A 26,964-nucleotide genomic window follows, 5' to 3' on the forward strand; every position below is an offset into this window, starting at 1 on the left:
TGTCAGAGGCCTTTTTCCCAGAAATCAAAGAAATTGAACCATGCGTAGGGATGGCGCTGGCACAGCTCTTCCATCCAGCGGACATAAGCCTGCATGGGGGAGAGCAGCGCCTCCCGTGCGGGGGCTGGCTCTGTTTCCGGGAGAAGAGTATCAGCCAGACCTGTGCAGGCAATATGGTAGGTGCCATTTTTTTGCCTTATGGCGGAGACGAGCACAACCGGTGCGCCGGTCAGTCTGGCCAGATGGAATGGACCTGCGGGAATGGGAGCTTCCTCGCCCAGAAAGCGGATGGGTATGGAGCGGCCACCATCATGGGCCCTGTCTGCCAGAATTCCGATGAATTCACCGTTCCGCAGGGCCTTGAGGGTTGCCAGCATGCTGTCTGGCTGCCCCAGCTCGATGATGTCGGCATTGAAGCCCGGTGCCAGGGCCTCAATGAAACGGGATGTGGCCCCGATGAAGCGGCGATACATCAGCATGCGGAACGGAACAGAGGCATTCAGGCCGCATTGGCGCAGGGCATCGAATGATCCGATATGCGCCCCCATGATGATGCATCCCCTGTTCTGGTGCAGGGCTTCATGGAGGATGTCCTGCCCGGTGATGTGGATGTTTTCCCGTGGGAAGCGGCCACTGAGCAGGTATATGCGGTCCAGAGTATTGGTGCTGTAAGCGTGGATATGGCGCAGCACCATGCCCCAGTGAGGACGGCGCAGTGCGCCGGCACGGTGCAGGTGGGACAGGTACTGCCACGAGGCCCGGCGGACCGAGGAATAGACAGCTGCATAATAGAGTGTGGCTGGCCAGCGTAGCAGGGCGGTGACCCGGTATCCCAGATTCAGGGCAACCCATATCAGCAGCCGGATGGTCAGGCTGTTGCCTTTCTCCGGGCGGAGCCATGTGTTGCGCTGCATCAGGGCTGGCTCCCGGCCTGCCCCCGGAGAATGACGGTTCCTTTCAGGGGGCCGGAAAGGTGACGGAGGGTGAAGCGTATCTGTCCATTGCCCAGAGCGCTGGAAAGCAGCTGCATGGGGTCGCCCGGCCGGACGACGGAGAGAAATTTCACGGTGCTGATCGTACGGACGTCCAGCTCCAGCAGGGTGAATATCCGTTCCAGCAGGGTAATGCCCGGTACGGTGGGGTTACCGGGAAAATGGCCGGGCAGGGCCGGATGGCTGGCCGGGATGGAAAAAGGTGGATGGGCCCGTTTCTCCGCATGGTCCCGGATGAGACCTTCCAGTGCCTGCCGTGTCAGTTTGCCGACAGGGTTGCGGGGCAGGCGGGAGAGGCGGACAAGCCGTCGTGGCATGAAGACCGGGTCCACATGCTGGCGGAGGGCCCGCATGATGGCTGTGGTGCTCACCTCGGTTCCCGCAACGATGAAGGCCTGCAGGCGTGTCGGTTCGGGCTGGTCTTCCTTCAGGTCTTCCTCGCTGAACAGGGGAGCAAAGCAGCCGTCCAGGAGGCCATCCGTCTGGAGCAGGGCCTTGTTGAGTGCTCCGTAGGAGGTTCGTTTGCCAGCGATCTTGAGCAGGTCTCCCTTGCGGTCGACCAGATGGAAATGGCGGTCCCCCTGCATGGTGATGACATCATTCAGAGGATGTGGCGTGGCATGGGGGGCCATGCAGATATGGGTCTGGTCATCAGTCGGGTCGGCTGTCAGGGTCAGTCCGTCATAGAGCTGCCACGGATCGGGGCTGACAGTCCGGCGGCTGGCGATGGAACCAGTCTCGGTGGCGCCATAAATTTCCATGACCGGCGCATGGAAGCGTTCTTCAGCCTCCAGAGCCAGTTCCCGGGGGAGTGGAGCAGATGCCGAGATGATGCGTTCCAGCCCAGGCAGTCTGGCTCTGGCCGTCGTGAGAGAGCGCAGATGGATGGGGGTGGTGATGAGCGTGTGGGGAGATGGCGTGCTGTCCAGCAGCTTTTCCACATCCCCGGGGAAGAAGCAGGGGCCGCTGGCTGTGGCGGTTGGTGTATGCAGGCTTTGCAGGATGAGTGTCTCAAAACCGTACATGTGGTAGGGGGGTACGGTACCCAGCAGGGTTGTCCCGTCTGGACGGGACGGTGCCAGAAGGGGCAGGGCAGCATGGCTGCGGGCAACCAGTTCTCCCCAGCGTTTTTTATGGACTTTGGCCTGCCCGGTACTGCCGGATGTAAAGACATGCGCTGCTTCGTGCCCCGCAGGCAGCTGGATGTTGTCCTGACGGGATGATGTCAGTTCGGCAAGGGGGGGCAGGGTCAGGCTGGCCAGGGATTCAGGCAGGGACGGCCCCGTGCAGAGGGCTCCATGGGCCTGTTGCAGGGCCATGAGCTGGGAAACGGCATGATTGCTGGAGAGCAGGCAATACTGCCCCTTCATCATGGCGGCCAGAAAGACGAGCGTGAACTGGACCAGATTGGTGTGCAGGTTGATGATGGGGCGCTCTGGCAGCCGCTCGGCCAGTGCCCAGGCATGGGACAGAAGCTGCGTGCCGCACAGAGGCCCCGCAGCCGTATGGAAGACGGGGCGGCCCGGCGTCGTGATGAGGGACAGATCAGGCAGGGCAGGCATCAGCCCGGACGGTGTGTGCTGATATGGTGTGCAAGAGAACGGAGGGAGTGAAAGATCTTGCGGTTGTCATCATCATGTGATTCCAGCTTGATCCCGTATTGTGTGTTGACCATGAGGGCTATTTCCAGCACATCGATGGAATCCAGCCCCAGCCCTTCACCAAAGAGGGGCATTTCGGGATCAATGTCCAGGGGATCCATGTCCAGCTGGACGGCCTCTGTCAAATGGGCAGCCAATTCACGTTCCAGAGGCGTCTGATCGTGAGAAGCGGAAACTGTCGTCACTAAGAGGTTAATCCATTGATGATAGGGAAGGTCTATCACAGTCTAGCATCGGGTTTATCCTTCAGCAAGAGGTGGGCAACCCGGTCATGGCGGCTGGTCCTGCTGCTCGGGGGTGTTGGGCTGGTCAGTCTGGTGCCGGAAAGTGCTGGCTGGTCCGCAGGCTGTGTCTGTCTTGGCCTGATGATGCAGCTGGCCGCTCTGCTGTCCGGACGGCATCCGGGCTGGTTCGTGTTCGTACCTGTTGCAGGGGTACTGGGGTGGTATGCTCCGGCCCTGTCCAGAGTGTGTGACCAGCTGGCCATTTACGGGTTGATGTTGTGGGGGATGCTGTGGCTGTTTGTCCGCTCTCTCAGGCGGGGGCAGGTCCCATTGGTGACCCGGCTGGCCGGGGTCGTGCATGGGACTCCCCTGCGGGCGGATGTGCAGCGTTATACGGTGGGTGTGACATGGGCATGGAGCATTTTTTTCACTCTTGCCCTGCTGGCCCCTCTCATGTTGTGGCTCTGGGCACCACATGAGAGGGCATGGCGTTGGCCTCTTGAGGGAGGAACAGGCCTTGCGGCGGTCGTTTTCTTTGCTGTGGAGATGATCATCCGCCGTCTCGTCATCCGGCATTATGACCATTCCACCCTGAAGCAGAATTTCATGGCTGGCCGTGCCGTTTTCATGCGGAAGGACCTGAAATGAATGGCAGGTTTCTGGCTGGCCATTAAGGCCTGTCATCTGGCTGGGCTTTCGCTTAAGACACGGGCAGATGGGTGAATTTGCAGGGGATGGCCTGAAACATGATGGTATTGCTGCCAGTCTATCATTCTGAACCAGAGAGAGCGGGGCCATCCCCCTTGGCCACGATCTGCTATGGAGGGGCCAGTGGTGGGCTGGATGTGCGGAATGGTCGTGTCCACATGACATTGCCCGGGCCTTTGCCGGCGACCTGCGAACAGTGGTGTCCAGCATCCCTATCGGGTGAGACCCGGCACGAACAGGCTGCCAGAGGTCGGCAGGCAGGGCTGGAACAGGGGATCGGCTGGAGTGCAGAAGGTGATCTGCTTTTCGCTGCCTTCTGGGTGGAAGACCAGCCGGAGCTCTGCGAGGCGGTGCAGACCAGTTACGAACGGCTGATCGGCCTAGCGCGGGGCAAGGGTTTTGGCCACATCTATCGGATGTGGAATTATCTGGGGGCCATCAATCAGGACAATGCCCGGGGTGAGGAACGGTATCGGGATTTCTGTAGTGGTCGTTCCCAGGCGTTTGAAGCCATGAGCATCGGTTTGGGTGAGCTGCCTGCGGCAACGGGCATTGGCCTCTCTTCCGGTGGTGTGGCTGTCTTCCTGATCGCCCATCGTCATGTGGGTGGTGTCAATCTGGAGAATCCCAGCCAGCTTCCTGCCTATCATTATCCGCCCCGTTACGGGCGGCGTTCACCGTCCTTTGCCCGTGCCACCGTCATGGAAGGACCAGATCGGACAGCTCTGTATCTCTCCGGCACGGCGAGCATCCGGGGACATGAATCCGTCGGGACGACGGTGGAGGAGCAGCTCTCTGTCACGATTGAAACAATCAATTCATTGCTTGATGCGGCCCGGAAACGTTTTCCCCGTCTTGAAGCAGGGCGCTTTGAGAGCATGAAGCTCTATGTCCGTCATCCTGAAGATGCAGCGGTCGTGCGGGAGGGTATTTCACGGGCCTTCCAGTGCCCGCTGGAGCAGTCCCCGCTCTTCATTGCCGACATCTGCCGGGCAGAGCTGTTGCTGGAGGTCGAGGGGGTGTTTCTGGGGTGAGGGGGACGGCTGATCCGTATCGGCACAAAGGCTGATGGGAGGGTGTCCCCGCCTCATGGCGGCTCAACTGGTCCGGAGAGCTTGGCCCCCGGCAACGTAATCCGTTATTTATGGGAGATAGCCCATGAAAGGCCACATTGTTCTCTTCTCATATGGAAGAAGATGTGGCGTCCCGTACGGGATTCGAACCCGTGTTGCCGCCGTGAAAGGGCGGTGTCCTAGGCCTCTAGACGAACGGGACTAAAGGCGTGAGGCGGTTAATAGGCAGGAACGGGGGTGGCGTCAAGCCCGTGCGGCATCAAAAATGAAAAAAGTAAGATTTTCCCGTTCCTGCCATGTTTCCAGACGCAGCTGCCCGGCTACATGCAGCAGGGGGCGGCTGCGATCTTCCAGAAGATCGGTGAAGTGTTTGTCCCCAGCCCGAAAGACCAGCCCCTTGATCCGGCTGTAGCCATCAGCATCCTGAAGAATGACACGCAGTGTGTTGCCATCCTGCCCGATCCGATCGGCCTTCACGCAGCGGACATCCCGTATGGCCAGCAGGGGTTCCTCATTGCCCGGCCCAAAGGGGGCCAGCAGGGCGATCTGTTGGGCCAGTGTGGGGGTAGCCCCCCTGATGGTGACGACACCATCCAGCAGCAGGTCATCCTGGGGGGGGAGGTGACGGGCCTCATCAAGGGCTTCATCCAGTCGGGCATGGAGGGCGGCGCAGTTTTCTTCTTTTACGGAGAATCCTGCCGCCATGGCGTGTCCTCCCCCCGTCAGGAGCAGGCCGGACTGATGGGCCTGGATGATGGCTGCTCCGATATCCAGACCCGTGACGGAACGGGCAGAGCCTTTCACCACACCATCCTTCAGGGCACCGACCAGAGCAGGACGGTTGAATCGTTCCTTCAGCCGCCCGGCCACGATGCCAACCACACCGGGGTGCCAGTCATCACCATGCAGGAAAATGACCGCATGACCGGCCTCAACCTGTTCCCGGGCCTGCTCGACAGCGGCATCCAGAATGTGGCTTTCCACGGTCTGGCGTTTGCGGTTGATGTCATCCAGTTCTTCAGCAATGGCCTGTGCTTCATGCTCGGACTGGCTGAGGAGCAGCCGCAGGCCCTGGTCAGCCCTGGCAATGCGTCCACCAGCATTGATGCGCGGCCCAAGGGCGAAGCCGCAGCTCATGGCGCTGGCATTGGCCTTGACCCCGGCCACATTGGCCAGGGCGGCCAGCCCGATCCGTTCACGGCGGTTCATGACCTTCAGCCCCTGTGCCACAAGAGCACGGTTGAGGCCCTGCAACGGCATGACATCGCAGATGGTGGCCAGAGCAGTGAGGTCCAGCAGGGCCATGGGGTCTGGGGCGTGATGGGTTTCAAACCATCCCTGCTGGCGCAGGGTGCGCTGGAGGGCCACGACTGTCAGGAAGGCAACGGCCGTGGCGCAGAGATGGCCCAGACCGGACTCGCAGTCCAGCCGGTTCGGATTCACGACCAGCCCTTTGGGCAGGCGCCGTCCATCCGGTTTGTGATGATCCAGAACGATCCGGTCGGCCTGCCCTTCAAAATGGTCCAGAACATCAATGGCCGCTGTGCCGCAGTCCACGCAGACAAGCAGGCTGGCGCCTTGATCCAGCAGGGATTGCAGCGCCGGAATGTTGGGGCCATACCCTTCAGCCAGCCGGTCGGGGATGTGGGTGACGACATGGCAGCCCAGAGCCGTGAGTGTGGAGCTGAGCAGCGCCGTACCACAGGCCCCATCCACGTCATAATCGCCCAGAATGCCTATGGTTGCCCGAGCCTGTACGGCAGCTGCCAGCCGCAGGGCTGTGGCATCCATGTCCCGCAGGATGGAGGGATTGGGCAAGGCATCACGCAGGCGGGGCCGCAGATAGGATTCCACCATTTCAGCCGAAATGCCCCGCCCGGCCAGAATGCGGGCAGCCAGTTCGGAGATGTCCATCTTCTGGGCGAGGGCCAGCGCAAGCCGGTTGTCCGTTTCAGCCAGGACAGGATGCCGCCAGACCCAGCGGCGCAGCCCCGCACTGCGCTGGACATTCAGGACAAGGGCGGGAGTGACCCGGGTATCAGGTTCTGGCTGGGACGTCGTCTGGAGCATAAGGGCGGAGGAGTGGCTCAAACCTTGTGGGGGTCGAAATGGTGGTAAGTCTCCATGTAACGGATTGTACCGCTTTCTGAGCGCATCATGACGGAATGGGTACGGATGTAATTGTCGGAGGGATATTCAATGCCCCGTAGCAGGTCGCCTGCTGTCACGCCCGTAGCGCAGAAGAAGACCGGTCCGGCCGCCATGTCTGTCAGGCTGAGGGCCTGTGTGGGGTCGAGGTCGGGGCGGATCATGCGGCGGGTGCGGGTAATCTGCGCTTCATTCTCGAAGAGCAGACGGCCCTGCATCTGTCCGTTCATGCAGCGTATGGCGGCAGCGGCCAGAACGCCTTCCGGTGCGCCTCCGCTACCGGCGTAGATGTCCACGCCACTGCCAGGCAGGCAGGTGGCAATCACGGCGGCCACGTCACCATCGCTGAGCAGGCGGACACGGGCACCGGCTTCCCGTGCCTTGGCAACGAGCTCCTCATGGCGCTCACGTTCCAGCGCACAGAGGACCAGATCGCTGACATCACATTTTTTTGCCTGCGCAAGGCTGGCAAGATTCTGGCCTATGGAGGCGTCAATATCCACCACGCCTTCTGGCAGGCCGGGACCTACGGCAATTTTCTGCATGTAGATGTCAGGAGCATGGAGGAAGCAGCCTTTTTGTGCCAGAGCCACCACCGTGATGGCATTGGGCAGACTGCGGGCGCAGAGATTGGTGCCCTCCAGTGGATCCACGGCAATGTCCATTTCCGGTCCGCCACAGCCCACTTTTTCACCGATATACAGCATGGGGGCTTCATCCATTTCCCCCTCGCCAATGGTGACGGTGCCATCGATGGCAACCGTATCAAAGGCTTTCCGCATGGCCTCAACAGCGGCACCATCTGCCGCATTCTTGTCGCCACGACCGGTCCAGCGGGCGGAGGCAATGGCGGCGGCCTCGGTCACACGGGCCAGGTCCAGCCCCAGATTGCGGCCCGTGACCCGATATTCATGGGGAACGTGATGGGGCTGTTTGGCTGTCATGGCAGGTCTTCCACTTTCAGGGCCAGTGGAGTGCCTTTTATCAGGGGCATTTCCTCAAGGAGGGGCAGGATGCGGTTGATCCCGCCCAGCGTGACAGGCCCTGTCAGCAGGATGAGCTGTGCGTCGCCCTTCTGTGATGTGTGATGGTGTCCTTTCTCCACGGCAACATCTTCATTGCCGAGGACGGTGCGGATGTCTTCCAGAGCCGTTTCTGCCTCCACGGAGCCCTCCAGCGTGATGCGGAGATAGAAGCGGCTGACCAGGCCCTCCACCGGTTCGCAGGGAATGGGAGCCTGTTCATCCACCCGGCCCCAGAGAGGCAGGCCATGACCACGGGCCAGGTCGATCACGTCGGCCATGACGGCATCGGCCGTGGGGCCTTCCCCGGCACCCTGCCCGGAGATGGTGATGGGACCGCTGAAGGGGCCTTCTGTCGTCAGGGCGTTATAGACGCCATTGACCTGCGCCAGCCCGGACCGTGCCGGGATGAGGCAGGGCTGCACCCAGGCTTCCACACGGTCTTCCGGCAGGCGTCGGGCCACGCCCAGCATCTTGATGGCATAGCCCAGCTTGCGGGCCTGATGGATGTCATCTGTGGTGATGCGCCGCATCCCGCTGACAGCCAGACTGTCAAAAACGATCGGGCGGAAGGCGATGGCTGTCAGGATGCTCAGCTTGTGGGCAGCGTCCCAGCCATCAATGTCGGCAGAGGGATCGGCCTCGGCATAACCCTTGTCCTGGGCCTCTTGCAGCACATCCTCGAAGGCACGGCCTGTTTCGGCCATTTCGGTGAGGATGAAGTTGCTTGTCCCATTGAGGATACCGCCCAGACGGGTCAGGGCATCAGCCGCCACCCCCTCCCGGACTACCTTGATGGCCGGGATGCCACCCGCCACGGCGGCCTCGAACAGGAGAGGAGCTCCATGCTGGTGGCTGAGATGGGCCAGCTCTTCTGCATGGCGGGCGACCAGCGCCTTGTTGGCCGTCACGACGGCCTTGCCTGCCTTCAGGGCTTCTGTCACCAGCGTGTGGGCTGTTCCTTCGGCCCCGCCCATCAGTTCGACAACAACGTCCACATTCGGGTCATTGGCCAGAGCCACGGGGTCGTCATGCCAGTGGAGGCCGGAAAGGTCGATCCCACGGTCCCGCGTACGGTTACGGGCGCTGACGGCCACGACCTCGATGCTGCGGCCGGTGCGGTGGCGCAGCAGGTCTGCATGTTCACGCAGCAGACGGATGACGCCCGTACCCACTGTCCCGAGGCCGGCAATGCCCAGCCGGAGCGGGGATGTGACGGAGGATGAGGCAGTGTTGCGATGTACGGAAGTCATGAGAGGCGGTTTCCTGTCAGGCTGTGGCCCTGCATGGAGGCAGGGCCGGGTGTGGCATTATGGTTTGAGGGCGCTGTGCTGGTTCATGAAGTTTTTGATGGACCGTGTGGCCTGGCGGAGGCGCTGGTTGTTCTCCACCAGCCCGATACGGACAAAGCCATCCCCGTGTTCCCCGAAGCCCAGCCCCGGTGCCACGGCAACCTTGGCTTCCTTCAGAAGAAGCTTGGAGAATTCCACGCTGCCCATGTGGGCGAACTGGGGAGGAATCGGAGCCCAGGCGAACATGGAGCCTTCCGGTGTCGGAACATTCCACCCTGCTGCATGGAGGCCACGTATGAGCACGTCACGCCGGTCCTTGTAGAGCAGACGCATGTTCTCCACATAATCCTGCGGACCGTTCAGGGCGGCGGTGGCTGCAACCTGCACCGGTGTGAACGCTCCATAATCCAGATAGGACTTGATGCGTGTCAGCGCCTGGATGAGGCGGGGATTGCCAGCCGCAAAGCCGATTCGCCACCCCGCCATGGAATAGGTCTTGGACATGGAGGTGAACTCCACGGCAATGTCCTTGGCCCCTTCAATGGAGAGAATGGAGGGCGGGGGCTCATCCCCGAAGTAGAGCTCTGAATAGGCGAGATCGGACAAGACCCAGATGTTTTCTCTCCGGGCGAATTTGACAATCTCCCTGTAGAACTCCTTCGAGGCGAGATAGGCCGTCGGGTTGGAGGGGAAATTGATGATGAGCGCCGTCGGCTTGGGGACAGAGTGGCGCACGGCCCGGTACAGGGCCTCCAGCATGGCATCATCTGGCGAGGCCGGAACGGAGCGGACAGAGGCCCCGGCAATGATGAAGCCGAACTGGTGGATGGGGTAGGACGGGTTGGGGACCAGAATGGTATCGCCGGGGCTCGTGATGGCGGAGGCCAGATTGGCCAGCCCTTCCTTGGAGCCGAGCGTGGCGATGATTTCCGTTTCCGGGTCCAGCTTCACGCCAAAGCGGCGTTCGTAATAGGCGGCCTGCGCTTTTCGGAGGCCGGGAATCCCACGGCTGACGGAGTAGCCATGCACACGGGGATTGCGCAGCGTTTCTGCCAGCTTGTCGATGACATGCTGGGGGGGCGGGCTGTCCGGGTTGCCCATGCCGAGGTCCACAATATCCTCTCCGGCGGTACGCGCGGCGGCCTTGGCCTTGTTGACTTCGGCAAAGACATAAGGCGGCAGGCGGCGGATCTTGTGGAACTCTTCGGTCATGATACTCAATCAGTCAGATGGAAGGGAGACGGGCTGGCTCCCGGGAAACGGGCATCCCATGTTTCATGAGGCTGGTCAGTCCGGCAAGGGGGGACCAGCAGAAAAGACGGAATTTTTACCTGGTTCGTGCCTCTATGGTCCTGCGGCCTTCAGTGGGCGGGGGCAGTTCCGGCCCTGATGTTCTTTTCGTAAGAGACACGCACGCCATCGCCGATGGCCTCCCCTGTCAGGCGCATGTCGTCATGCGGCACGCCGAGGCTGGCCAGACGCTGGGCAACGGCCCGGGCCCGGAGCAGGGCCAGACCGATTTCATGCGTCTGTTCATCAGGAGAAAGGCCGCTTTGGGCGCTCAGGGTCGTGCCGAAGCCCCGGATGAGCAGGAGATGACGGTGTCGCTGGGCTACGATCTGGTTGAACGTGTCTGTCTGGTCTCCATCCAGATGGTCGGTATCGGCCTGGAAACGCACCAGAGCCCCGACCGGTGTGGCGGTATCGAAATCCGGTATGACGGGCAGAACCGTACTGGGGAGTGAAAAGCCGGGGAAAAGCAGAGGCTTTGGCGGCTGGCCGGGGTCCGGCAGGTGGATGGGCAGCGCATGGGTGACGGGCTGGTAGATCAGGCTGGAGCCACTGCCTGCCGGGCCGGTGGACCTGTCCTGACGGATGATGGCCGGATGGCTGGCAGCAGGCCCGTTGCTCTGGCTTTCCAGCGTCATGGAACCGCCATTCTGGGGCTGGGGTGGTGGCGGGTTCATCATGCCGATGGGCAGGGCCCCGCCAGCAGCGGAAATGCGCTGGGAGTAGTTGCGATCCCGCTCCAGACGAGTCGTGATCATCGCCCGGGCATCGGCACTTGGGAATTCCGGCCGGGTGGTGGGGATGAGGGCGATGTTGGGGGCGGGCCTGTCATAACCCGGCGTGGGGGGGCGCAGCCGTCTGATCTCCCCGCCCATGATGTCGTGTGCGATGTCCCGTGTGGTGTCGATGGCATCACGGTGCTGGCAGCCTGCGGTGAAGGCAGGCAGGGCCAGCAGGCAGAGCCCGAACTGGAAGAGGCCGGCACCCCGTGTGAGGGTGGTGGAAATGGAACGGAAAGAACGGGTGAAAAGGCTGGGTGTCATGGTCCGGCGTGCAACAGGGCGGAAGGGGCAGGGCCAAAACAGGAAAGCCCCGGAATGAAAGGGTGGGGAGGCAGGATATGTGTCTCTTCCCTCGGACGCAATTCCTTACTGGGGAAGAAAGGGAGAAAAAGGGTCCTGATTCGATCATGGGAAATGATGAAAAAGCTGCAAGAAAGCGTCGTTTTAAGGCTTGGCAGAGAGGTCAAGCAGGGGCAGGATAGCGGCATGATGACATATGATGAATGCCGCACCCATGATGTTGCCCGCCTGCGGGCTTCTGCCTCTTCTGGAGAGGATGTCCGCCATGGCACCGCCACGGTGCGTCCCCGCATGGAGGACGAGCCGGATGGGCCTCCGGAGGACGAGAAAAAGTCCGGCCCGGCCCCGGAGGTGGAGCGCCACCTCTTCGAGCAGCGCAAGGTGCTGATCTTCGGTGGAGTGAATGACCGCATGGCCCGTGACATTACGGGCAGGCTGCTGGCTCTGGCTGGGGAATCGGACAGGCCGATTGATGTTTACGTCAATTCTCCCGGCGGCCACGTGGAGAGTGGCGATACCATCCATGACATGATCCGCTTTGTGGATTCTGTTGCTCCGGTCAACATCATCGGTACGGGCTGGGTGGCGTCTGCCGGTGCGCTGATTTTTGCGGCGGGGCGTCCGGAGCGGCGTCTGTGTCTTCCCAATACCCGGTTCCTGCTGCACCAGCCGATGGGCGGCGTGCGGGGCCCGGCGACCGATATTGATATCGAGGCCCGCGAGATCATCAAGATGCGTGAACGTCTGAACAGGCTTTTCGCGCGTGAAACGGGACAGCCCTACGAGAAAGTGGCCCGTGATACGGACCGCAACTACTGGATGTCGGCGAAGGAGGCGGTTGAGTACGGGCTTGTTGGCCGCATCATTTCTTCGGCAGCCGATCTCGAACAGGCCTGAGTCCCAGCAAGGAAAGGAGCCTTATCGTGAGCGATGCATATAAAGCGGACGGGAAGAGCTCTCTGGCGGATATTTATTCCCATCTGCCGGATAGCCCATCCGAAAAAACGCTGGAGCAGGTGGACTACGATGCCCGCCACTGGAGCAGCCCGGTCAAAGGGCCGCTGAAGCCGGGTACCCCGGAGCACAAGAAGGCCATGGCCGACATGTTCCGGGAGACGTTCAACCCCTACAAGCCGTCAGTCATCCCCTGGCCGAAGCTGGACCCGGAGACGCTGCACCGCATCACCTCCCTGCCGATCTGGGATATCGCCGTGCAGACCGAAGGCAAGGCCCGCCTGCGCATGGCTGCCTATGCCGACATGCTGGACGACCCGGATGTGAAGGACGCCATTGCCCGTAATGCATGGGAAGAGAACCGCCACAAGGAGGTTCTGGCCCGCATGGTGGAGCATTACGGTATTCCGCTTGCCCCGGAAGACCCCTACATCGAGCCGCGGGATACGGAATGGGCCTATCTGGTGACGGGTTTCTCCGAGTGCTGGGACAGCTTCTTCGCCTTCGGTCTGTTTTCTCTGGCCGAGAAGGCCGGCCTGTTCCCGATGGAGCTGATCGAGACATTCGAGCCTGTCATGCAGGAGGAGTGTCGCCACATCCTGCTGTTTGCCAACTGGCTGGCTTACCATCGTGCCGTCATGCCGCTCTGGCGCCGTCCGTGGTTCGAGATGCGGGTGATCGGTGTGCTGTTCTTCCTGCTTTATGAGCGTCTGAGCCTCGTCCGCAGCTTTGATGATGATGGTGTGGAGCATACGCAGGACAACAATTTCACTGTGACCGGTGCCCAGAGCATGACGGACAAGAAGGTGGATTTTGTTGAGCTGATGGAGCTGTGCCTCAAGGAGAACGAGCGCCGCTTTGCAGGGTATGACCCTCGCCTGCTGCGCCCGCAGATGGCACCGTTTGCGGCCCGCATGGCCCTGCGCGGTGTCAAGCTGTGGCGTCGCCTGCGTGGTCAGAAGGATGGTGATGCCCATCAGGCTGCCTGAGGGGTAGTGCCAGTTCTTGGGACTGGATGGAAAAAAAGCCCCGCTCCAATATGCTGGAGCGGGGCTTTTTGCATGAGGCGTTCTTTTGTCCCCCGCTGCTGGGGGACAAAAGGACCTTCCGTCAGCTTTTGCGGCGGTTGCCGGTGCTGGTGCTGTCCAGCGGCAGCTCATTGGATGAATCCGTATCATCCTCTGCCGACTCACCAACCATCATGTCTTCAGCGATGATGCCAGCATCCTGCCGAACCCGTTTTTCAATTTCCGCAGCCATTTCAGGATGCTCACGCAGATACTGCTTTGCATTTTCCCGGCCCTGGCCGATGCGGGTGCTGTCGTAAGAGAACCAGGCGCCAGATTTCTCCACCACATTGGCCTTTACGCCAAGGTCCAGCAGCTCGCCCATTTTGCTGACGCCCTCGCCATACATGATGTCGAATTCCACCTGCCGGAAAGGGGGGGCCATCTTGTTCTTGACGACCTTCACCCGTGTCTGGTTGCCCACGACCTCGTCCTTGTCCTTCACGGAGCCGATGCGGCGGATGTCCAGGCGGATGGAGGAATAGAATTTCAGGGCGTTGCCGCCTGTCGTGGTTTCCGGATTGCCGAACATCACGCCAATCTTCATGCGGATCTGGTTCAGGAAGATGATGGTGGTGTTGGAGCGGGAAACGGAGCCTGTCAGCTTGCGCAGGGCCTGGCTCATCAGGCGGGCATGGAGGCCGACATGGCTGTCCCCCATTTCCCCTTCCAGCTCGGCCTTGGGCACGAGGGCAGCGACAGAGTCCACGACCAGAATGTCGATGGCCCCGGAGCGGACGAGCGTATCAGCAATTTCCAGAGCCTGTTCCCCGGCATCTGGCTGGCTGAGCAGCAGATTGTCGATGTCCACCCCCAGCTTGCGGGCATAAATGGGGTCCAGCGCATGTTCAGCATCAATGAAGGCAGCCGTACCGCCCTTTTTTTGCGCCTCAGCCACGGCGTGGAGAGCCAGCGTGGTCTTGCCGGAGCTCTCCGGGCCATAAATCTCGATGATGCGGCCCCGTGGCAGCCCACCGATGCCCAGCCCGATATCCAGTCCCAGCGACCCGGTGGAAATGACATCCACCTGCTCCTTGGGCCGCTGGCCCAGCCGCATGATGGACCCCTTGCCGAAGGAGCGTTCGATCTGGCTGAGAGCGCCATCCAGCGCTTTGCTTCTTTCTGCGTTCTTGTCTGCTGACATGAAGACCTCGTGACTGACAGGCCCCGGATGATGGGGCAGGGAGTGGTGGCGGGGCATGTGCCTGCCCCATCAGATGGCGTTCAGAAGGGCTCTGGACAAGCCCTTGGGGCGTATCTGTCCAGAGTGGTGTTCCCTGCTGGTTCAGTGGGTGATGGTATGGGCGGTCAGACCGTTCCCGTTGGGGGCGGCCCGTCCGACACAGTCATCACCGGAGCAGACGATGCTGTTGAGCTGCCCTGTCCCTGTAGAGGGAGCAATGGCCTGCCCCTGTGCGAGCTGCCGCAGCGCATCAGCAACGCTCTGGGCGGCGTCGTTCTGCCCCGAGGCTGCAAGGACGGCCTGCATCCGTTTGTGGGGGGCTTCCAGTATGGCAGCGCTGAGGAGCGGGCGGGGGTAGTCATGCGGGGCTCCAGCGAGGACAACCCCCGTACTGCCGGCCAGACGCCCCGTGCCAAACAGGTTGTTGTCTGTCAGCACGCAGCCAACGCTCAGGCCATGGCCATCCCGTACGACAAAGGAGGTGGAGGCCGGCAGAGGGGGCAGGCCGGTGGCATCGCTCTGGCCAGAGGCCATGAATATCTGGCCTTCCTGGAGGCTTGTCCGGCCGGAACGGCGCCATGCGCTGATGACATTTTCAGCCCGCAGGTTCTGGCGGAAGGCTGCAGCACTGCCCAGTCCACCATCAGCTGGTGGCGCAAGGAAGCTGAGGCGATACGGCCCGCTGGTAAAATGCAGGGCAGATGTCTGTCCGGGCAGGGAGCGGCGCAGGTCGTCGCGTGTCAGGCCTGCACCAGCCTTGTTGGCCTGTGTGACAAAAACATCGGACAGGGCACCGGTATAGAGGTCTCCCACCCCAACCAGTTTCAGGCGGGAGAGGAATGACGTCAGGCGGGGCTGGGTCAGCTGGTCCCCTTCCCGGATGGCCACACCGGAATCCCCCCGGCTGAAGAGGGCCTTCATTCCTTCGTTGGAAAGGAGAGGCCCCTGCACGGCGGCGATGTCATTGGCCAGCTGGCGGCTGACCGTGATGCCCTGCTGGCCAAGTGTTATGGCCGGGTCGATCGTATCACCCAGCTGGACTGACCCGTACCGGAGATTCAGCAGGAACAGTCCACGGGCCATCATGGGTACGGCAGCGGGGCGGTCTCCGCCCGTGCCGGTGCCGTCAACAGGCAGGAAGGAAATGCTCTCGGCGGGCTGGCCCGGGCGGGCAACCAGGCAGGCCCCGCCACCTCCCAGAGAGGCACGGGAGGGGAGTGTGACGGACAGGGCGAAGGCCGTTGCCGTGGCAGCATCGGCGGCATTGCCCCCACGGGCGAGGACATCACGGCCGACCAGTGCTGCCTGCGGTTCATCAGCTACCACAATGCCTGTGTTGGCTCTGGCGGATGGGGCTGTATGGCCGAAGAGATGATGCTTGAGGCTCCTGCCACCAGAACAGGCGACAAGGCTGCTGCCCAGAAGGCTCAGGCAGGCCAGCAGACCAAGCCCGCGCGCCCACCGGGGAGTGGGACGGTCAGACAGGCAGGGGGGATGAGGGGTCCGGCTGTCAGGCTTTACCACGGTGGCGGCTCTCCAGTGTTGCGGGTCACGATCAGGGCTGTTTGCAGGGACTGTCTGCCATCATGGCGGTCCCGGATTGAGGTATGATAGCGTTAAACTGCCGGGATTGGGAGGGCAACCCCGCAGGGGGTGGTTTTAACGGGTCTTACATGCTTCGGCTGTAGGCTGGGGAGCAGCATCATCGTTCCTCATGAAGGGATGGGGCTTCAAAAACAGACCGGTTTGCTGTTTAACAGGGCTGGTCATCGGGGCGGTTCTACCTGCATGGTCAGGTGGGGGGCCCCTCTCTTTCTCAAGCGCCCATGAAATGCTGCATAACCCCATGGAGGGCACGACCATGAAACAGCGTGTGAAGTCATTTTCCCTGGCCCTGCTGGCTGGCCTCCCTCTCATGGGGCTGTCCCTTGCGGGGACGTCCCATGCGGCGGATGAAGCGGTTTTTAACGCAAAGCAGCGGGCGGCGATCATACAGATTGTCCGTGAGGCCCTGAAGAATGATCCGAGCATCCTGTCCGATGCCATCCGGTCCATCCAGCAGCAGGCCAGTTCCCAGCAGGAAGCCCACGTGAAGGCGGCCGTGCGGGCCAACTGGCAGGCTCTTTCCACGGCGCCATCCTATGCCGTACGGGGCAACCCGCAGGGGCAGGTCACGGTCGTGGAATTTCTGGACCCGCGCTGCACCTACTGCCGCCACATGGCCCCGGTGGTGGACCAGTTCCTTGCCAGACACCCGGATGTCCGGCTGGTGGAGAAGGTCATTCCCGTTCTGGGTGATGCCAGCCTGCTGGATGCACAGGCCATCTATGCGGCGGCCTTCCAGGGCCAGTATGACGCCATGCGCCGCCGCCTGATGGAGGAGACGGCCAAACCCGGCATGGAGCATCTTCGTGATGTGGCAAAGAGCCTGAAGCTGGACGTGGCCCGCTTCGAGAAGGACATGAAGGGGCAGGCCGTCATGGGGCTGCTGACAGCCAACCTTGGTCAGGCCCAGAGTGTGGGCGTGCAGGGGACGCCGACCTTCCTGTTCGGTCAGGCTGCCGTGGCACCCGGTGCGCTGGGCATGGAGCAGATGGAGCAGTTTCTCGAGGCAGCCCGCAAGGGGTGATCCTCCTCCTGCTGGTGAAAGGCTGAGATGATGACCCTTGCGGAGCAGATGGCCGCCTGGCTGGCAGCACGTCCTTCCCCTTCATGGAGGCAGCCCCTGCTGATGGGGATCGTCAATGTCACGCCGGATTCCTTCTCGGATGGCGGGCAGTTCTTTACGCCGGAGGCCGCCCTGAAGCAGGCCCATGCCCTTCTGGCCGAGGGGGCGGACCTGCTGGATGTCGGTGCGGAATCCACGAGGCCGGGTTTCACGCCCGTGGATGCGGAAGAGGAATGGCGGCGTCTGGAACCGGTCCTGACGCCTCTGGCCCGGGAGGGGGCGGTCCTGTCCGTCGATACCACGAAGGCCTCCGTGGCCCGGAAGGCCTTGGTGGCTGGCGTGCAGATGGTCAATGACGTGTGGGGGTTGCAGGCCGACCCGGACATGGCTTCCGTCGTGGCCTCCGCCGGTGCCGTGGTGGCCATCATGCACAACCGTGAGGTGGTTGATGCCAGCGTTGATCTCTGGGATGACTGGCGGCGTTTCTTTGACAGGTCCCTGAAGCTGGCCGACCGGGCAGGCATCGCCCATGAGACCATCCTTCTGGACCCCGGCGTCGGGTTCGGCAAGACGGTGATGCAGAATCTCTGGGCCGTGCAGAACATGCGGCGGCTGGAGGCCTATTACGGCCTGCCCGTGCTGCTGGGCGTGTCCCGCAAATCCATGTTCGGCAGGCTGCTGGGGCGGGAAGTGCATGACCGTCTGCCAGCGACGCTGGCGGTCAATCTTTACGGGGCGACGCAGGGGGCCTGCATGGTGCGGGTGCATGACGTGCAGGCACACAGGGACATGCTGGACATGACCGCCCTGCTGGCCGTGAATGGAATGGTGAAGGGAGATGTCGAGTGATCATTCCGTCCCTGACCCATGTGCGGGTGCATGATCTCTGCCTGTTCGGACATCATGGCGTACATGAGGAAGAAACCCGTCTCGGTCAGCGTTTCTATGTGTCGCTGGAGGTTCGGGCTGACCTGTCGGTAGCGATTGCGGGGGATGATTATACACAGGCCGTCTGTTACGGGCAGCTCTGCCAGAGTGCCGAGCGGGTCTTTCAGGCTGGTCCCTGCAAGCTGATCGAAACTCTGGCCGGGCGGATAGGCACTGCCGTGCTGGCGGACTGCCCCGCCGTGCAGGATGTGTCCGTCACGGTGCGCAAGCCTTCAGCCCCTGTGCCCCATGCGGTGGAGGATGTATCCGTCACGGTTACGCAGCAGCGGGAATACCGGGTCGGTTTTTCGCTCGGGGCCAATCTGGGCGAGCGGGAGGCCGTGCTGCGGGCTGCCGTGGAGGCTCTGGGCCATCAGCCGGGGCTGGAGATAGAGGCGGTTTCCTCTTTTTACGACAGTGCTCCGTGGGGTGTGGAAGATCAGCCTCCCTTCGTGAATATCGCCGCCCTGGGGCGGACGGTCCTGCCCCCGCAGGCCGTTCTGGGGCTGTGCAAGGAGATCGAGCGGTCGCTGGGCCGTGTGCCCGGGCGACGCTGGGGCGAGCGGGCGGTGGATGTGGACCTGCTTTTCCATGGGGATGGCACCGTGTGCCATCCTCTTCTGACACTTCCCCATCGTCATCTTTTTGACCGTGCCTTCGTGCTGGAACCCCTTGCCGAGCTGGAGCCGGAGCTTGAGATCGCTGGACGTTCCGTGAAGGAAGCGTTAGCAGGGTTGGATCGTATAGCTGGGGATGTCACACGGCGCAGGCCGGGGCAGGGTGGATGAACTTTGGGGGATGCTGAATGTCAGCCAATGAGACAGGGATTCCGGGGAAACAGGCCCCGACACCGGAGGGTGCCGCCGGAGCGATCACCCGGCCGGAGGACGCCATCAGCCGCATTGCCGGAGGCGTGCGGGAGCTTCTGCTGGCCATAGGGGAAGACCCCTCCCGTGAAGGGTTGCGGGATACGCCGGACCGTGTGGCCAAGATGTATCTGGAGATTTTCTCCGGCCTGTATGAGGACCCGCGGGACCACCTGAAAAAGCAGTTCAGTGCCGACCAGCATGGCGGCCTGGTGCTGGTGAAGGACATACGCTTCCAGTCCACCTGCGAGCATCATCTCCTGCCGGTTCTGGGGCGTGCCCATGTGGCCTATCTGCCGGAAGGTGGCCGCCTGACGGGGCTGAGCAAGCTGGCCCGTGTCGTGGAAGGCTACGCCCGCCGCCCGCAGCTTCAGGAACGTCTGACAGACCAGATCGTGCAGGCGATGGTTGAGGTGCTGGAGCCGAAAGCCGTTCTGGTCGTGGTGGAAGCCGAGCATATGTGCATGAGCCTGCGGGGGGTCCGCAGCCCCGGTGCCACGACCGTGACGACAGGTTCTTACGGTCTCTGGGCCGATGATGCCCAAGCCAGGCAGGAAGTTATGGCTCTGATGCGGGACTGAGACCGCTTTGCGGGGCGGTGTCAGTCCCGTGTGGTATCGTCGGCCCGGTGCCACCAGCACCGGTCTGCCGGGCGGTCCACCAGCGGGAGATAGAGGGACGGGTCGCCATGCAGGCGCACCGTGTTGGTGGGCGTCTCTTTGATCTCAAGCGAGGCGGGGGACAGCAGCCCGCCCTGGGCGGTCAGGAACGCCTGAAGTTTGCTCATCAGCAGGGCGGCGAGCAGTTCCGTCGTCGGGTCGCCGGGCGTGACGACAAGGCGGTCCAGCCGCTGGGGTTCATGCTCGGCAAACCAGCCCAGAAGCGGGTCAGACTCGGAAAGCTGGAAACTGTGGTCCATCCGTTCGTCGATGAAGCGGTGCCAGCGGCCCTTGGCCTCGGCAAAGGGCAGCAGCATGTTGCCGTGCCCATCCAGCCGCCGGTCCTGCGGAGCGTTGGGGCCGGGCACCAGCGTGACGGTGACATATTCGTTATGCCCGTGCGGGATGGCACAACGCTCGCTGCTGCCTGAGATGAGCCGGTGCCCCATGCAGAAACGCCGTGTGAAAACCAGTTCTGTCCGGGTGATGTCGCTCATGCCCCCTCCTGATACTGCCGCCACCCTTCGGCACGTAGGGCGCAGGCGGGGCAGTCTCCGCAGCCGAATCCCCATGCATGCTCATGGGTGCGGTCTCCCTTATAGCAGGAATGGCTCTCATGGCGGATGGTTTCTGTCAGGTCAGCTCCGCCCAGATCGTGGCAGAGCTGCCATGTCTGTGCCTTGTTGATCCACATGAGCGGCGTGTGGAGGACGAAACGCTGCTCCATGCCCAGATTGAGGGCAACCTGAAGGGCCTTGATGGTGTCATCCCGGCAGTCGGGATAGCCGGAATAGTCCGTCTCGCACACACCGGTGATGATGTGGCGGATGCTGCGGCGGAAGGCGAGGGCAGCGGCGAAGGTCAGGAAGATCAGGTTCCGGCCCGGCACGAAGGTGTTGGGCAGCCCGTTCTCCCCCATGCTGATCTCGGCATCCCGTGTCAGGGCGGTATCAGAGAGGGCGCCGAGGCTGGCCAGGTCGATCGTGTGATCCTCTCCCAGCTTTTCCGCCCATGCGGGATTCTGGGCACTGATGCCCTGCCGCAGGGTGGTGCGGCACTCCAGCTCCACGGCGTGACGCTGCCCGTAGGCGAAGCCGACCGTCTCCACATGGTCGAAATGATGCAGGGCCCAGGCCAGACAGGTGGCGGAATCCTGCCCACCGGAGAAGAGGACGAGCGCACGGCGGTTCCGGGCGGCCTGATGGCTGGCGGAGGGGGAGGCGGGTGTCGTCATCAGGGGATTCCGATCAGTTTGTGGGTTTGCAGGCTCAGCCGCCATTGCGGGTGGGTCTGGCAGTAGCGCACGGCCTTTTCCGTATTGGCAGGGCGGTCCGGTCCATCCATGGGTTGTAGCCAGAAATGCTGGAAGTCGCACGCCGCAAACTGTTCCGGCGTCAGGGTGTCCTGTGGATAGACGAGCTTCAGCTCATGGCCATGTGTCTGTTTCAGCGGCTGGCCGGGTTTGGGGCTGACGCAGACCCAGTCGATTCCTTCAGGGGCAGGAAGACTGCCATTGGTTTCCACGGCGATGGTGAAACCACGGGCCCTTGTGGCGGCGATCAGGGCTGCATCAAGCTGGAGCAGGGGCTCCCCACCGGTGAAGACGACATAACGCCGGGTCACGTCCGCAGTGTGGGCCTGCCAGCAGTCATCCAGCGCAGCGGCCAGAGCTTCAGCCGTGGCAAAGCGGCCTCCGCCGGGGCCGTCCGTCCCGATGAAGTCTGTGTCGCAGAAGGTGCACTGGGCCTTGTGGCGGTCCTCTTCCCGGCCGGACCAGAGATTGCAGCCGGTGAACCGGCAGAATATGGCCGCACGCCCGGAATGGGCACCCTCACCCTGCAATGTGGCGAATAGTTCCTTGACGATATAAGGCATGGGCAGAGATGTCGGGCAGCTGCGTTCAGGATGCAAGGATTTTCTTGCCTGAAAGGGCCGAAACGATCTTTCCGCAGCAGAAGGCGGATCATGATATCAAGGAGGAGAGGAGGGAATAAAAAACGCCACCCTTTTGAAAAAGAGTGGCGCGAGTGACGGGGCTCGAACCCGCGACCTCCGGCGTGACAGGCCGGCGCTCTAACCAACTGAGCTACACCCGCAGTCTTCAGCTTTTCTGGAAAAGCGTCGTTCCCTTGGGATGGCGTCTATCTAGCGGGATACGGTGTTGTTGGCAATAGAGAAATATCACTTTTTTACGTTTTTCTTCATGAAAATTCCATTTCAGGGGGCGTGTATGAAAACGGCCCCCTCCGGCCCTGCCGAGAGCCAGAGCTGATGATGGATCAGCCAGTCGGCTCCGAGGAGCATGTCGGCCTGTTCATGCAGGGAAGTGACGGTGAGGACCGGGTGCAGCTGGGTCTGCCCGCCAAGGGTGAGGCGGTTGAAACGGTGCCAGTGATAGCGGTGCTCCCTGTCGCCAATGCCTGCGCTGGTCCCGCCGGGGTCCCGGTCCAGCTGCTCTTTCGTGATGCCGAGCCTGTGGACGAAGTCCCGGCTGATGATGTGGGAGCGGGCCCCGCTGTCGATCAGCGCCAGCCCTTTCTGACCATCCAGCGTGAAGGGGATGAAGAACCGGTTGCGGATGCGTTGGGCGACAAGCCGCTGCCCCGGTGTGGACCAGAAAGGCGGCTGGCGGCAGAGGAGGGACCCGGTATGGATGTCCCACAGGCTGAGCCGGTGATGGGGCAGGTCGAGGTCCAGATCATAATGGCCGAGCAGGTCCATGCCGATCAGCCCCAGCACGGGGGGCTGTATGGCGGGGAATCCCGGCAGGGTGCCCAAAGGCAGGACAGGATGGTGATAGGTGAGCTGTCCAAGCGTGATGGTCGCCAGCTGGATGGTCGGCACTACATGCCCCCGTCCGTCCGGCCCGGAGATGATGGTGGCATCTTCCTCATTGGGGGCGAGATGCAGGTGGGTGATGGCATCTGGTGTCAGCAGGCTGCCCTCGGACCCTGTATCCACGATCATGGAGAGGGAGTGGCCATGAATCTGCGCCACGGTCGTCAGGTAATAGCCTGTTTCCTTGAGGGGCAGCGTGGTGATGTGGGTCTGGCGGCAGGCCGGTTCGGGGCTGGAGGCCAGAGCCGCAGAAGACGCCATGAAGGAACTGCCAAATGCCAGAATGATGCTGGTGAGGAAAGGGAGGAAACGGGAAGCGTGCGTCGTCATGGGATGATGGGTCTGTCCGAAGAGGTCGGCAATGAAAGGTCAGTCTGGATCAGGAAGGAGCTGTCAACGGTCGGCCCGGGGATGGGCCTTCTGCCAGACCTCCATGAGGTGATGCTCGTCTGCCAGCGTGTATATCTGTGTGCTGGACAGGCTGGCATGACCCAGAAGTTCCTGAATCGCCCGCAGGTCTGCTCCATTCTGGAGCAGGTGGGAGGCGAAGGCATGGCGCAGGGCGTGGGGGGTGGCAGAATCGGGCAGTCCTTCCATCAGGCGCCATTGCCGCATGGCCCGTTGGGCCACACCCGGATTGAGGCGTCCACCCCGTACGCCGCAGAAAAGCGGTGCACTGGCATGGGGTGAGGGATGGACGGCCAGCCAGCGTCCCAGAGCATCCCGGACGGCGGGCAGGACAGGCACGGCTCTTTCCTTCCCTCCCTTGCCTGTGACAAACAGAATGTCATCGCTGATCCGCTCCACGTCACCGACATTGAGGGACAGTCCCTCGCTGATGCGCAGGCCCGTGCCATATAGCAGGGTGAACAGGGCGGCATCCCGCAGGGCAAAATGGCCATCGGCTGTCTGGTCGGCAATACCGTCCGGGGCCGTGCGTGCCGTTTCCGGCGTCAGAGGGCGGGGGAGGCGGGTTTTCAGCCGGGGGCTGCGCAGGAGGGTGAGGGCCGGATTGGTGATGCGGTGTTCTTTTTCCAGATAGCGGTAAAAGGCCCGCAGAGCGGAGATGCGGCGGGCCCGGCTGCGGGCGTGGCCATCTGGCGTGTGACGGCTGCCAGGATGGAGGCGGGCCATCTTTTCGGCCCGGTTCGTTTCATGGGCCAGCCATGAGCGGAAATCAGCCAGTGTCAGCTTGTCCAGCGCTTCCAGCGGCAGGTCCCCACCAAAGTGGCGGCTGAAGAAACCGAGAGCGAGGGAGACATCGTGCAGATAGGCTGTCCGTGTGGCCTTGCTGGCTCTTTTCTCATGGGTCAGCCAGTCCTGCCAGGCCGTGAGGGCCTCATGGGCCGTATGAATGGTCATGGCGCTGGAGGGGGGGCTTCCAAATGGAAGGCGCATGGTATTTCCCTGCCGGAGAGGTTAGGATGAAGACATGGCAGAAAACAGCCTCCCTCCCCATAGCAGGAGAATGGAAGCCGGTCATCGTCTTTCCGTTCTGGTGCCCCGTCCCTTCGATGGCCCGCTGGATTATCGGTCCGACAGGCTTCTGGCACCGGGAACGCTGGTGCGTGTGCCGCTGGGGCGGCAGGAGCTGACAGGTTGTGTGTGGGACGGCGAGCCAGCCCATCTTCCTGTCGATTTCCGTCCGGTCTCCAGAGGGAAAACGTTCGCTTTTGCAAAACTGCGTCCCATCTCGGCCGTGCTGGAACATGTACCGCCCCTCCCGGATGATCTCCGCCAGTTCATCGACTGGGTGGCGGCCTATGGCCTGAGTGCGCCGGGCATGGTGCTGGCCATTGCCCTGCGGGTTCCGGCGCAGGCGGGCAGCATGAAACCCCTCATGGGCTGGATGCGGAAACCCGGCCCCCTGCCGGACACGCTGCGTCTGACCCCGGCCCGCAGGGCCGTTCTGGAGGCTCTGGAACAGGGTGGGCCCGGCACCACGGCGATGCTGGCGGCGCAGAGCGGGGCCAGTGCGGCGGTGATCCGGGGTCTGGCCAATGCAGGGGTGCTGGAAGAGTGCCTCATGGAGGTACCATCCCCTGCCGGACAGGCGGACCCGGACCATGCCCCGCCGACCCTTTCCGCAGAGCAGGCCGAGGCGGCGGAGGCGCTGGTGGCCGGCGTGGAGGAGCGGACCTTCAATGTCACGCTGCTGGAGGGGGTGACGGGGTCCGGCAAGACGGAGGTCTATTTCGAGGCTGTGGCAGCGTGCCTGAGGCAGGGCAGGCAGGTACTGGTGCTGCTGCCGGAGATCGTCCTGACGGCCCAGTGGACGGACCGTTTTGAACGGCGCTTCGGCATCCGGCCTGCCGTCTGGCATTCCGAGCTGGGGCAGAAGACACGGCGGGAGACATGGTGCGCCATTGCCGAGGGGCGGCAGCAGGTTGTCGTGGGGGCACGCTCTGCCCTGTTCCTGCCTTTTGCCCGTCTCGGGCTTGTGGTGGTCGATGAGGAACACGAGAACACCTACAAGCAGGAAGAAGGTGTTCTCTATCACGGGCGGGACATGGCCATCGTGCGGGCGAGGCTGGTGCAGGGGGCGGTCATTCTCGTCTCCGCCACACCGTCCATGGAGACGCTCGTCAATGTGCAGAAGGGGCGCTTCCGTCATGAGGTGCTGGAGGCCCGGCATGGAACGGCCCAGATGCCGGAGATCACCCTGATCGACATGAAGGAGCATGGCCCGGAGCGGGGGCAGTTTCTATCCCCTCTGCTCTGTGAGAGCATTGAAGAGCGGATGAAGGCCGGGGAGCAGAGCATGCTGTTTCTGAACCGGCGTGGCTATGCACCGATGACGTTGTGCCGTGCCTGTGGGCACCGCCTGCAATGCCCTCACTGTTCGGCGTGGATGGTGGAGCACAGGCGCCGCCGGATTCTGGCCTGTCATCACTGTGAATACACCCAGCCACTTGTCAGTGCCTGTCCATCCTGCGGGGCGCAGGACAGTCTCGTGCCGATCGGCCCGGGGGTGGAGCGCATTCATGAGGAGGCACAGGCCCGCTTCCCGGATGCACGGCTGCTGAGCATGGCCTCCGATACGCTGACCTCGCCCACGGCCATGGAAGAGGCCGTGCGGAAAATCGCCAGCAGGGAGGTGGACCTCATCATTGGCACGCAGGTCGTGGCCAAGGGCTGGCACTTCCCGGACCTGACGCTGGTCGGGGTGGTGGATGCGGACCTCGGGCTGGGTGGGGGTGACTTGCGGGCGGCGGAACGGACCATGCAGCTGCTTCATCAGGTGGCGGGGCGTGCAGGGCGTGGCACGAAGCCGGGGCAGGTGATGCTGCAAAGTTATGCGGGCGATCACCCGGTGATGAAGGCCCTGCTGGCCAATGACTTCATCAGCTTCATGGAGCAGGAGGCCGCCCAGCGTCGTCCGGGATTCTGGCCTCCTTACGGGCGTCTTGCTGCTGTGATCGTCAGTGCGCCGAAGGAGCGGCAGGCGGAGGAGCTGGCCCGCCTGCTGGCCATGCACGCCCCACGGGGGGAGGGGATTCAGGTTCTGGGGCCGGCTCCGGCCCCTCTGGCCCTGTTGCGGGACCGCTACCGGTACCGTCTTCTCCTGCGGACCCGGCGGGACATCGCCCTTCAGCCCCTGCTGAGGCGGTGGCTGGACGGTGCGCCCCGCAAGAATGATGCCCGCATCGACGTGGACGTGGACCCGGTGTCTTTCATGTAACCGGGAAAGGTCAGTCCGGGATGCCGTTGGCCTGCTGTTCCAGCTGCCGGTAGCGTTTCTGTCCGTCCGGGAGCAGGGGGGCGTGTGTCAGGGCCTCGGTATAGGCATGGAGGGCCTGATGGGGATGATGGAGATGTTCCTGCGTGTGGGCCAGAATGTCCCAGCTCTGGGCATCGCCAGGGTCATGCACCAGCGCCACCTGAAGGTCCTGCACGGCTCCTGTCAGATCATTGCCGAGAAAGCGGACGGCAGCCCGCTGGCGGCGGAGGAAGGCGTTGTCGGGCTGGAGGGTCAGAGCCGCAGAGAGGTCTTTTTCAGCGTCACCTGTATGGCCTTGTTTGAGTTCATCCTGTGCCTCGCTGAGCAGGATGCGGCCACTGTTCTTGACACTGTAGAGGCGCAGCGTGTCAGCCTTTTTCATCAGGCTGTGGGCCTTCTGGTCATCCTGCTCGCTGGCAATGGCCTGCTCGGTCTGTTCCAGCTTTTCTTTCAGGCTCGGGCTGTGCGGCTTTGGGGGCGGTGGAACATGAAGGCTGTTTTTGGAGTCGGGTGCGGGTATTGCTGCATGGGGCTGGCCCTGCACTGGCTTGTGGGCCGGAGCGGTGGCTGCCATGGCCGCTGGCCCTGC

At 62.6% G+C, this 26,964-nt stretch carries 25 protein-coding genes and 2 tRNA genes; 9 read left to right on the forward strand and 18 right to left on the reverse strand.

Features of this window, described 5'->3' with window-relative positions:
- Positions 1–2 precede the first annotated feature (2 nt).
- Genes DTI93_RS05735 through DTI93_RS05745 form a run of 3 tightly spaced genes read right to left on the reverse strand, consistent with a single transcriptional unit; the run spans position 3 to position 2,838 of the window.
- A complete protein-coding gene (locus DTI93_RS05735) occupies positions 3–914 on the reverse strand; it encodes a hypothetical protein (RefSeq protein WP_081562526.1) in 912 nt (303 codons plus the stop codon).
- Entirely contained in the window at positions 914–2,554 is a 1,641-nt protein-coding gene (locus DTI93_RS05740) for an AMP-binding protein (RefSeq protein WP_249079951.1), read from the reverse strand. The genes DTI93_RS05735 and DTI93_RS05740 overlap by 1 nt, the downstream gene beginning before the upstream one ends.
- Entirely contained in the window at positions 2,554–2,838 is a 285-nt protein-coding gene (locus tag DTI93_RS05745; RefSeq protein WP_043561817.1) for a phosphopantetheine-binding protein, read from the reverse strand. Before DTI93_RS05745 ends, DTI93_RS05740 begins: the two co-directional genes overlap by 1 nt.
- Positions 2,839–2,853: 15 nt before the next feature.
- Between DTI93_RS05745 and DTI93_RS05750 the strand changes: the two genes are divergently transcribed.
- Both DTI93_RS05750 and DTI93_RS05755 read left to right on the forward strand, forming a co-directional pair.
- The gene (locus tag DTI93_RS05750) at positions 2,854–3,525 is read left to right on the forward strand and encodes a hypothetical protein (RefSeq protein WP_249079953.1); all 672 of its coding nucleotides are present in this window, start codon (positions 2,854–2,856) and stop codon (positions 3,523–3,525) included.
- Positions 3,526–3,680: 155 nt separating this feature from the next.
- The gene (locus DTI93_RS05755; protein ID WP_249079955.1) at positions 3,681–4,619 is read left to right on the forward strand and encodes a hypothetical protein; all 939 of its coding nucleotides are present in this window, start codon (positions 3,681–3,683) and stop codon (positions 4,617–4,619) included.
- A 165-nt stretch (positions 4,620–4,784) separates the two neighbouring features.
- Here the strand turns inward: DTI93_RS05755 and DTI93_RS05760 are convergent.
- The 6 genes from DTI93_RS05760 to DTI93_RS05785 all read right to left on the reverse strand — a co-directional run bounded on the left by DTI93_RS05760 (position 4,785) and on the right by DTI93_RS05785 (position 11,453).
- Positions 4,785–4,860, reverse strand: a tRNA-Glu gene (locus tag DTI93_RS05760).
- 41 nt (positions 4,861–4,901) lie between these two features.
- A complete protein-coding gene (recJ, locus tag DTI93_RS05765; protein WP_052349224.1) occupies positions 4,902–6,728 on the reverse strand; it encodes a single-stranded-DNA-specific exonuclease RecJ in 1,827 nt (608 codons plus the stop codon).
- A 17-nt stretch (positions 6,729–6,745) separates the two neighbouring features.
- On the reverse strand, positions 6,746–7,750 hold the full coding sequence (gene glpX / locus DTI93_RS05770) for a class II fructose-bisphosphatase (protein WP_043561816.1): 1,005 nt from the start codon (positions 7,748–7,750) through the stop codon (positions 6,746–6,748).
- Positions 7,747–9,081 (reverse strand): homoserine dehydrogenase, encoded by a 1,335-nt coding sequence (locus tag DTI93_RS05775; RefSeq protein ID WP_249079957.1) that lies wholly within the window; start codon positions 9,079–9,081, stop codon positions 7,747–7,749. The genes glpX and DTI93_RS05775 overlap by 4 nt, the downstream gene beginning before the upstream one ends.
- A gap of 57 nt (positions 9,082–9,138) precedes the next feature.
- The gene (locus DTI93_RS05780; RefSeq protein WP_249079958.1) at positions 9,139–10,332 is read right to left on the reverse strand and encodes an LL-diaminopimelate aminotransferase; all 1,194 of its coding nucleotides are present in this window, start codon (positions 10,330–10,332) and stop codon (positions 9,139–9,141) included.
- Between the two features lie 149 nt (positions 10,333–10,481).
- Positions 10,482–11,453 carry a hypothetical protein gene (locus tag DTI93_RS05785; protein WP_081562521.1) on the reverse strand — a complete coding sequence of 324 codons (972 nt, stop codon included), beginning with the start codon at positions 11,451–11,453 and terminating at the stop codon, positions 10,482–10,484.
- Between the two features lie 330 nt (positions 11,454–11,783).
- Here DTI93_RS05785 and DTI93_RS05790 point away from each other — a divergent pair, with 330 nt between their 5' ends.
- Positions 11,784–12,389 (forward strand): ATP-dependent Clp protease proteolytic subunit, encoded by a 606-nt coding sequence (locus DTI93_RS05790; RefSeq protein ID WP_181005240.1) that lies wholly within the window; start codon positions 11,784–11,786, stop codon positions 12,387–12,389.
- A gap of 26 nt (positions 12,390–12,415) precedes the next feature.
- Positions 12,416–13,435, forward strand: coding sequence for a hypothetical protein (locus tag DTI93_RS05795; protein WP_081562520.1), 1,020 nt, complete (start codon positions 12,416–12,418; stop codon positions 13,433–13,435).
- A 121-nt stretch (positions 13,436–13,556) separates the two neighbouring features.
- Here the strand turns inward: DTI93_RS05795 and recA are convergent, their stop codons facing one another.
- Positions 13,557–14,657, reverse strand: coding sequence for a recombinase RecA (recA, locus tag DTI93_RS05800; protein ID WP_052349241.1), 1,101 nt, complete (start codon positions 14,655–14,657; stop codon positions 13,557–13,559).
- A gap of 141 nt (positions 14,658–14,798) precedes the next feature.
- Positions 14,799–16,220, reverse strand: coding sequence for a gamma-glutamyltransferase (locus DTI93_RS05805; protein ID WP_248630814.1), 1,422 nt, complete (start codon positions 16,218–16,220; stop codon positions 14,799–14,801).
- Positions 16,221–16,557: 337 nt separating this feature from the next.
- On the opposite strand from DTI93_RS05805, the gene DTI93_RS05810 reads away from it, so the two are divergent.
- The 4 genes from DTI93_RS05810 to folE are packed head-to-tail and all read left to right on the forward strand — an operon-like array spanning position 16,558 to position 19,738.
- The gene (locus tag DTI93_RS05810; RefSeq protein WP_249079960.1) at positions 16,558–17,325 is read left to right on the forward strand and encodes a DsbA family protein; all 768 of its coding nucleotides are present in this window, start codon (positions 16,558–16,560) and stop codon (positions 17,323–17,325) included.
- A gap of 27 nt (positions 17,326–17,352) precedes the next feature.
- A complete protein-coding gene (folP, locus tag DTI93_RS05815; protein WP_249079962.1) occupies positions 17,353–18,213 on the forward strand; it encodes a dihydropteroate synthase in 861 nt (286 codons plus the stop codon).
- Entirely contained in the window at positions 18,210–19,079 is an 870-nt protein-coding gene (folK, locus tag DTI93_RS09510) for a 2-amino-4-hydroxy-6-hydroxymethyldihydropteridine diphosphokinase (protein ID WP_103765738.1), read from the forward strand. The genes folP and folK overlap by 4 nt, the downstream gene beginning before the upstream one ends.
- 17 nt (positions 19,080–19,096) lie before the next feature.
- Positions 19,097–19,738: a GTP cyclohydrolase I FolE gene (gene folE / locus DTI93_RS05830; RefSeq protein WP_249079963.1), complete on the forward strand. Its 642-nt coding sequence runs from the start codon at positions 19,097–19,099 to the stop codon at positions 19,736–19,738.
- Between the two features lie 20 nt (positions 19,739–19,758).
- Here folE and DTI93_RS05835 read toward each other — a convergent pair whose 3' ends face one another.
- From DTI93_RS05835 to DTI93_RS05860, 6 genes are all read right to left on the reverse strand, one after another.
- A complete protein-coding gene (locus DTI93_RS05835; RefSeq protein ID WP_103765739.1) occupies positions 19,759–20,313 on the reverse strand; it encodes a 6-carboxytetrahydropterin synthase in 555 nt (184 codons plus the stop codon).
- On the reverse strand, positions 20,310–21,050 hold the full coding sequence (gene queC, locus DTI93_RS05840; protein WP_249079964.1) for a 7-cyano-7-deazaguanine synthase QueC: 741 nt from the start codon (positions 21,048–21,050) through the stop codon (positions 20,310–20,312). The genes DTI93_RS05835 and queC overlap by 4 nt, the downstream gene beginning before the upstream one ends.
- Positions 21,050–21,691, reverse strand: coding sequence for a 7-carboxy-7-deazaguanine synthase (queE, locus tag DTI93_RS05845; RefSeq protein WP_103765772.1), 642 nt, complete (start codon positions 21,689–21,691; stop codon positions 21,050–21,052). The genes queC and queE overlap by 1 nt, the downstream gene beginning before the upstream one ends.
- 144 nt (positions 21,692–21,835) lie before the next feature.
- Positions 21,836–21,912, reverse strand: a tRNA-Asp gene (locus DTI93_RS05850).
- A 121-nt stretch (positions 21,913–22,033) separates the two neighbouring features.
- Positions 22,034–22,984, reverse strand: coding sequence for a retroviral-like aspartic protease family protein (locus DTI93_RS05855; RefSeq protein ID WP_249079966.1), 951 nt, complete (start codon positions 22,982–22,984; stop codon positions 22,034–22,036).
- A gap of 63 nt (positions 22,985–23,047) precedes the next feature.
- Positions 23,048–24,052 carry a tyrosine recombinase XerC gene (locus DTI93_RS05860; RefSeq protein WP_227656450.1) on the reverse strand — a complete coding sequence of 335 codons (1,005 nt, stop codon included), beginning with the start codon at positions 24,050–24,052 and terminating at the stop codon, positions 23,048–23,050.
- A gap of 34 nt (positions 24,053–24,086) precedes the next feature.
- Between DTI93_RS05860 and DTI93_RS05865 the strand changes: the two genes are divergently transcribed.
- Complete coding sequence (locus DTI93_RS05865) at positions 24,087–26,336, forward strand: primosomal protein N' (RefSeq protein ID WP_103765741.1); 2,250 nt, start codon at positions 24,087–24,089, stop codon at positions 26,334–26,336.
- A 10-nt stretch (positions 26,337–26,346) separates the two neighbouring features.
- On the opposite strand, the gene DTI93_RS05870 is transcribed toward DTI93_RS05865, so the two are convergent.
- A complete protein-coding gene (locus DTI93_RS05870; protein WP_249079969.1) occupies positions 26,347–26,949 on the reverse strand; it encodes a hypothetical protein in 603 nt (200 codons plus the stop codon).
- Positions 26,950–26,964 lie beyond the last annotated feature (15 nt).

Origin of the sequence: Parasaccharibacter sp. TMW 2.1884, from assembly GCF_023337695.1 — a bacterium.
Taxonomy (GTDB): Bacteria; Pseudomonadota; Alphaproteobacteria; order Acetobacterales; family Acetobacteraceae; genus Bombella; species Bombella apis.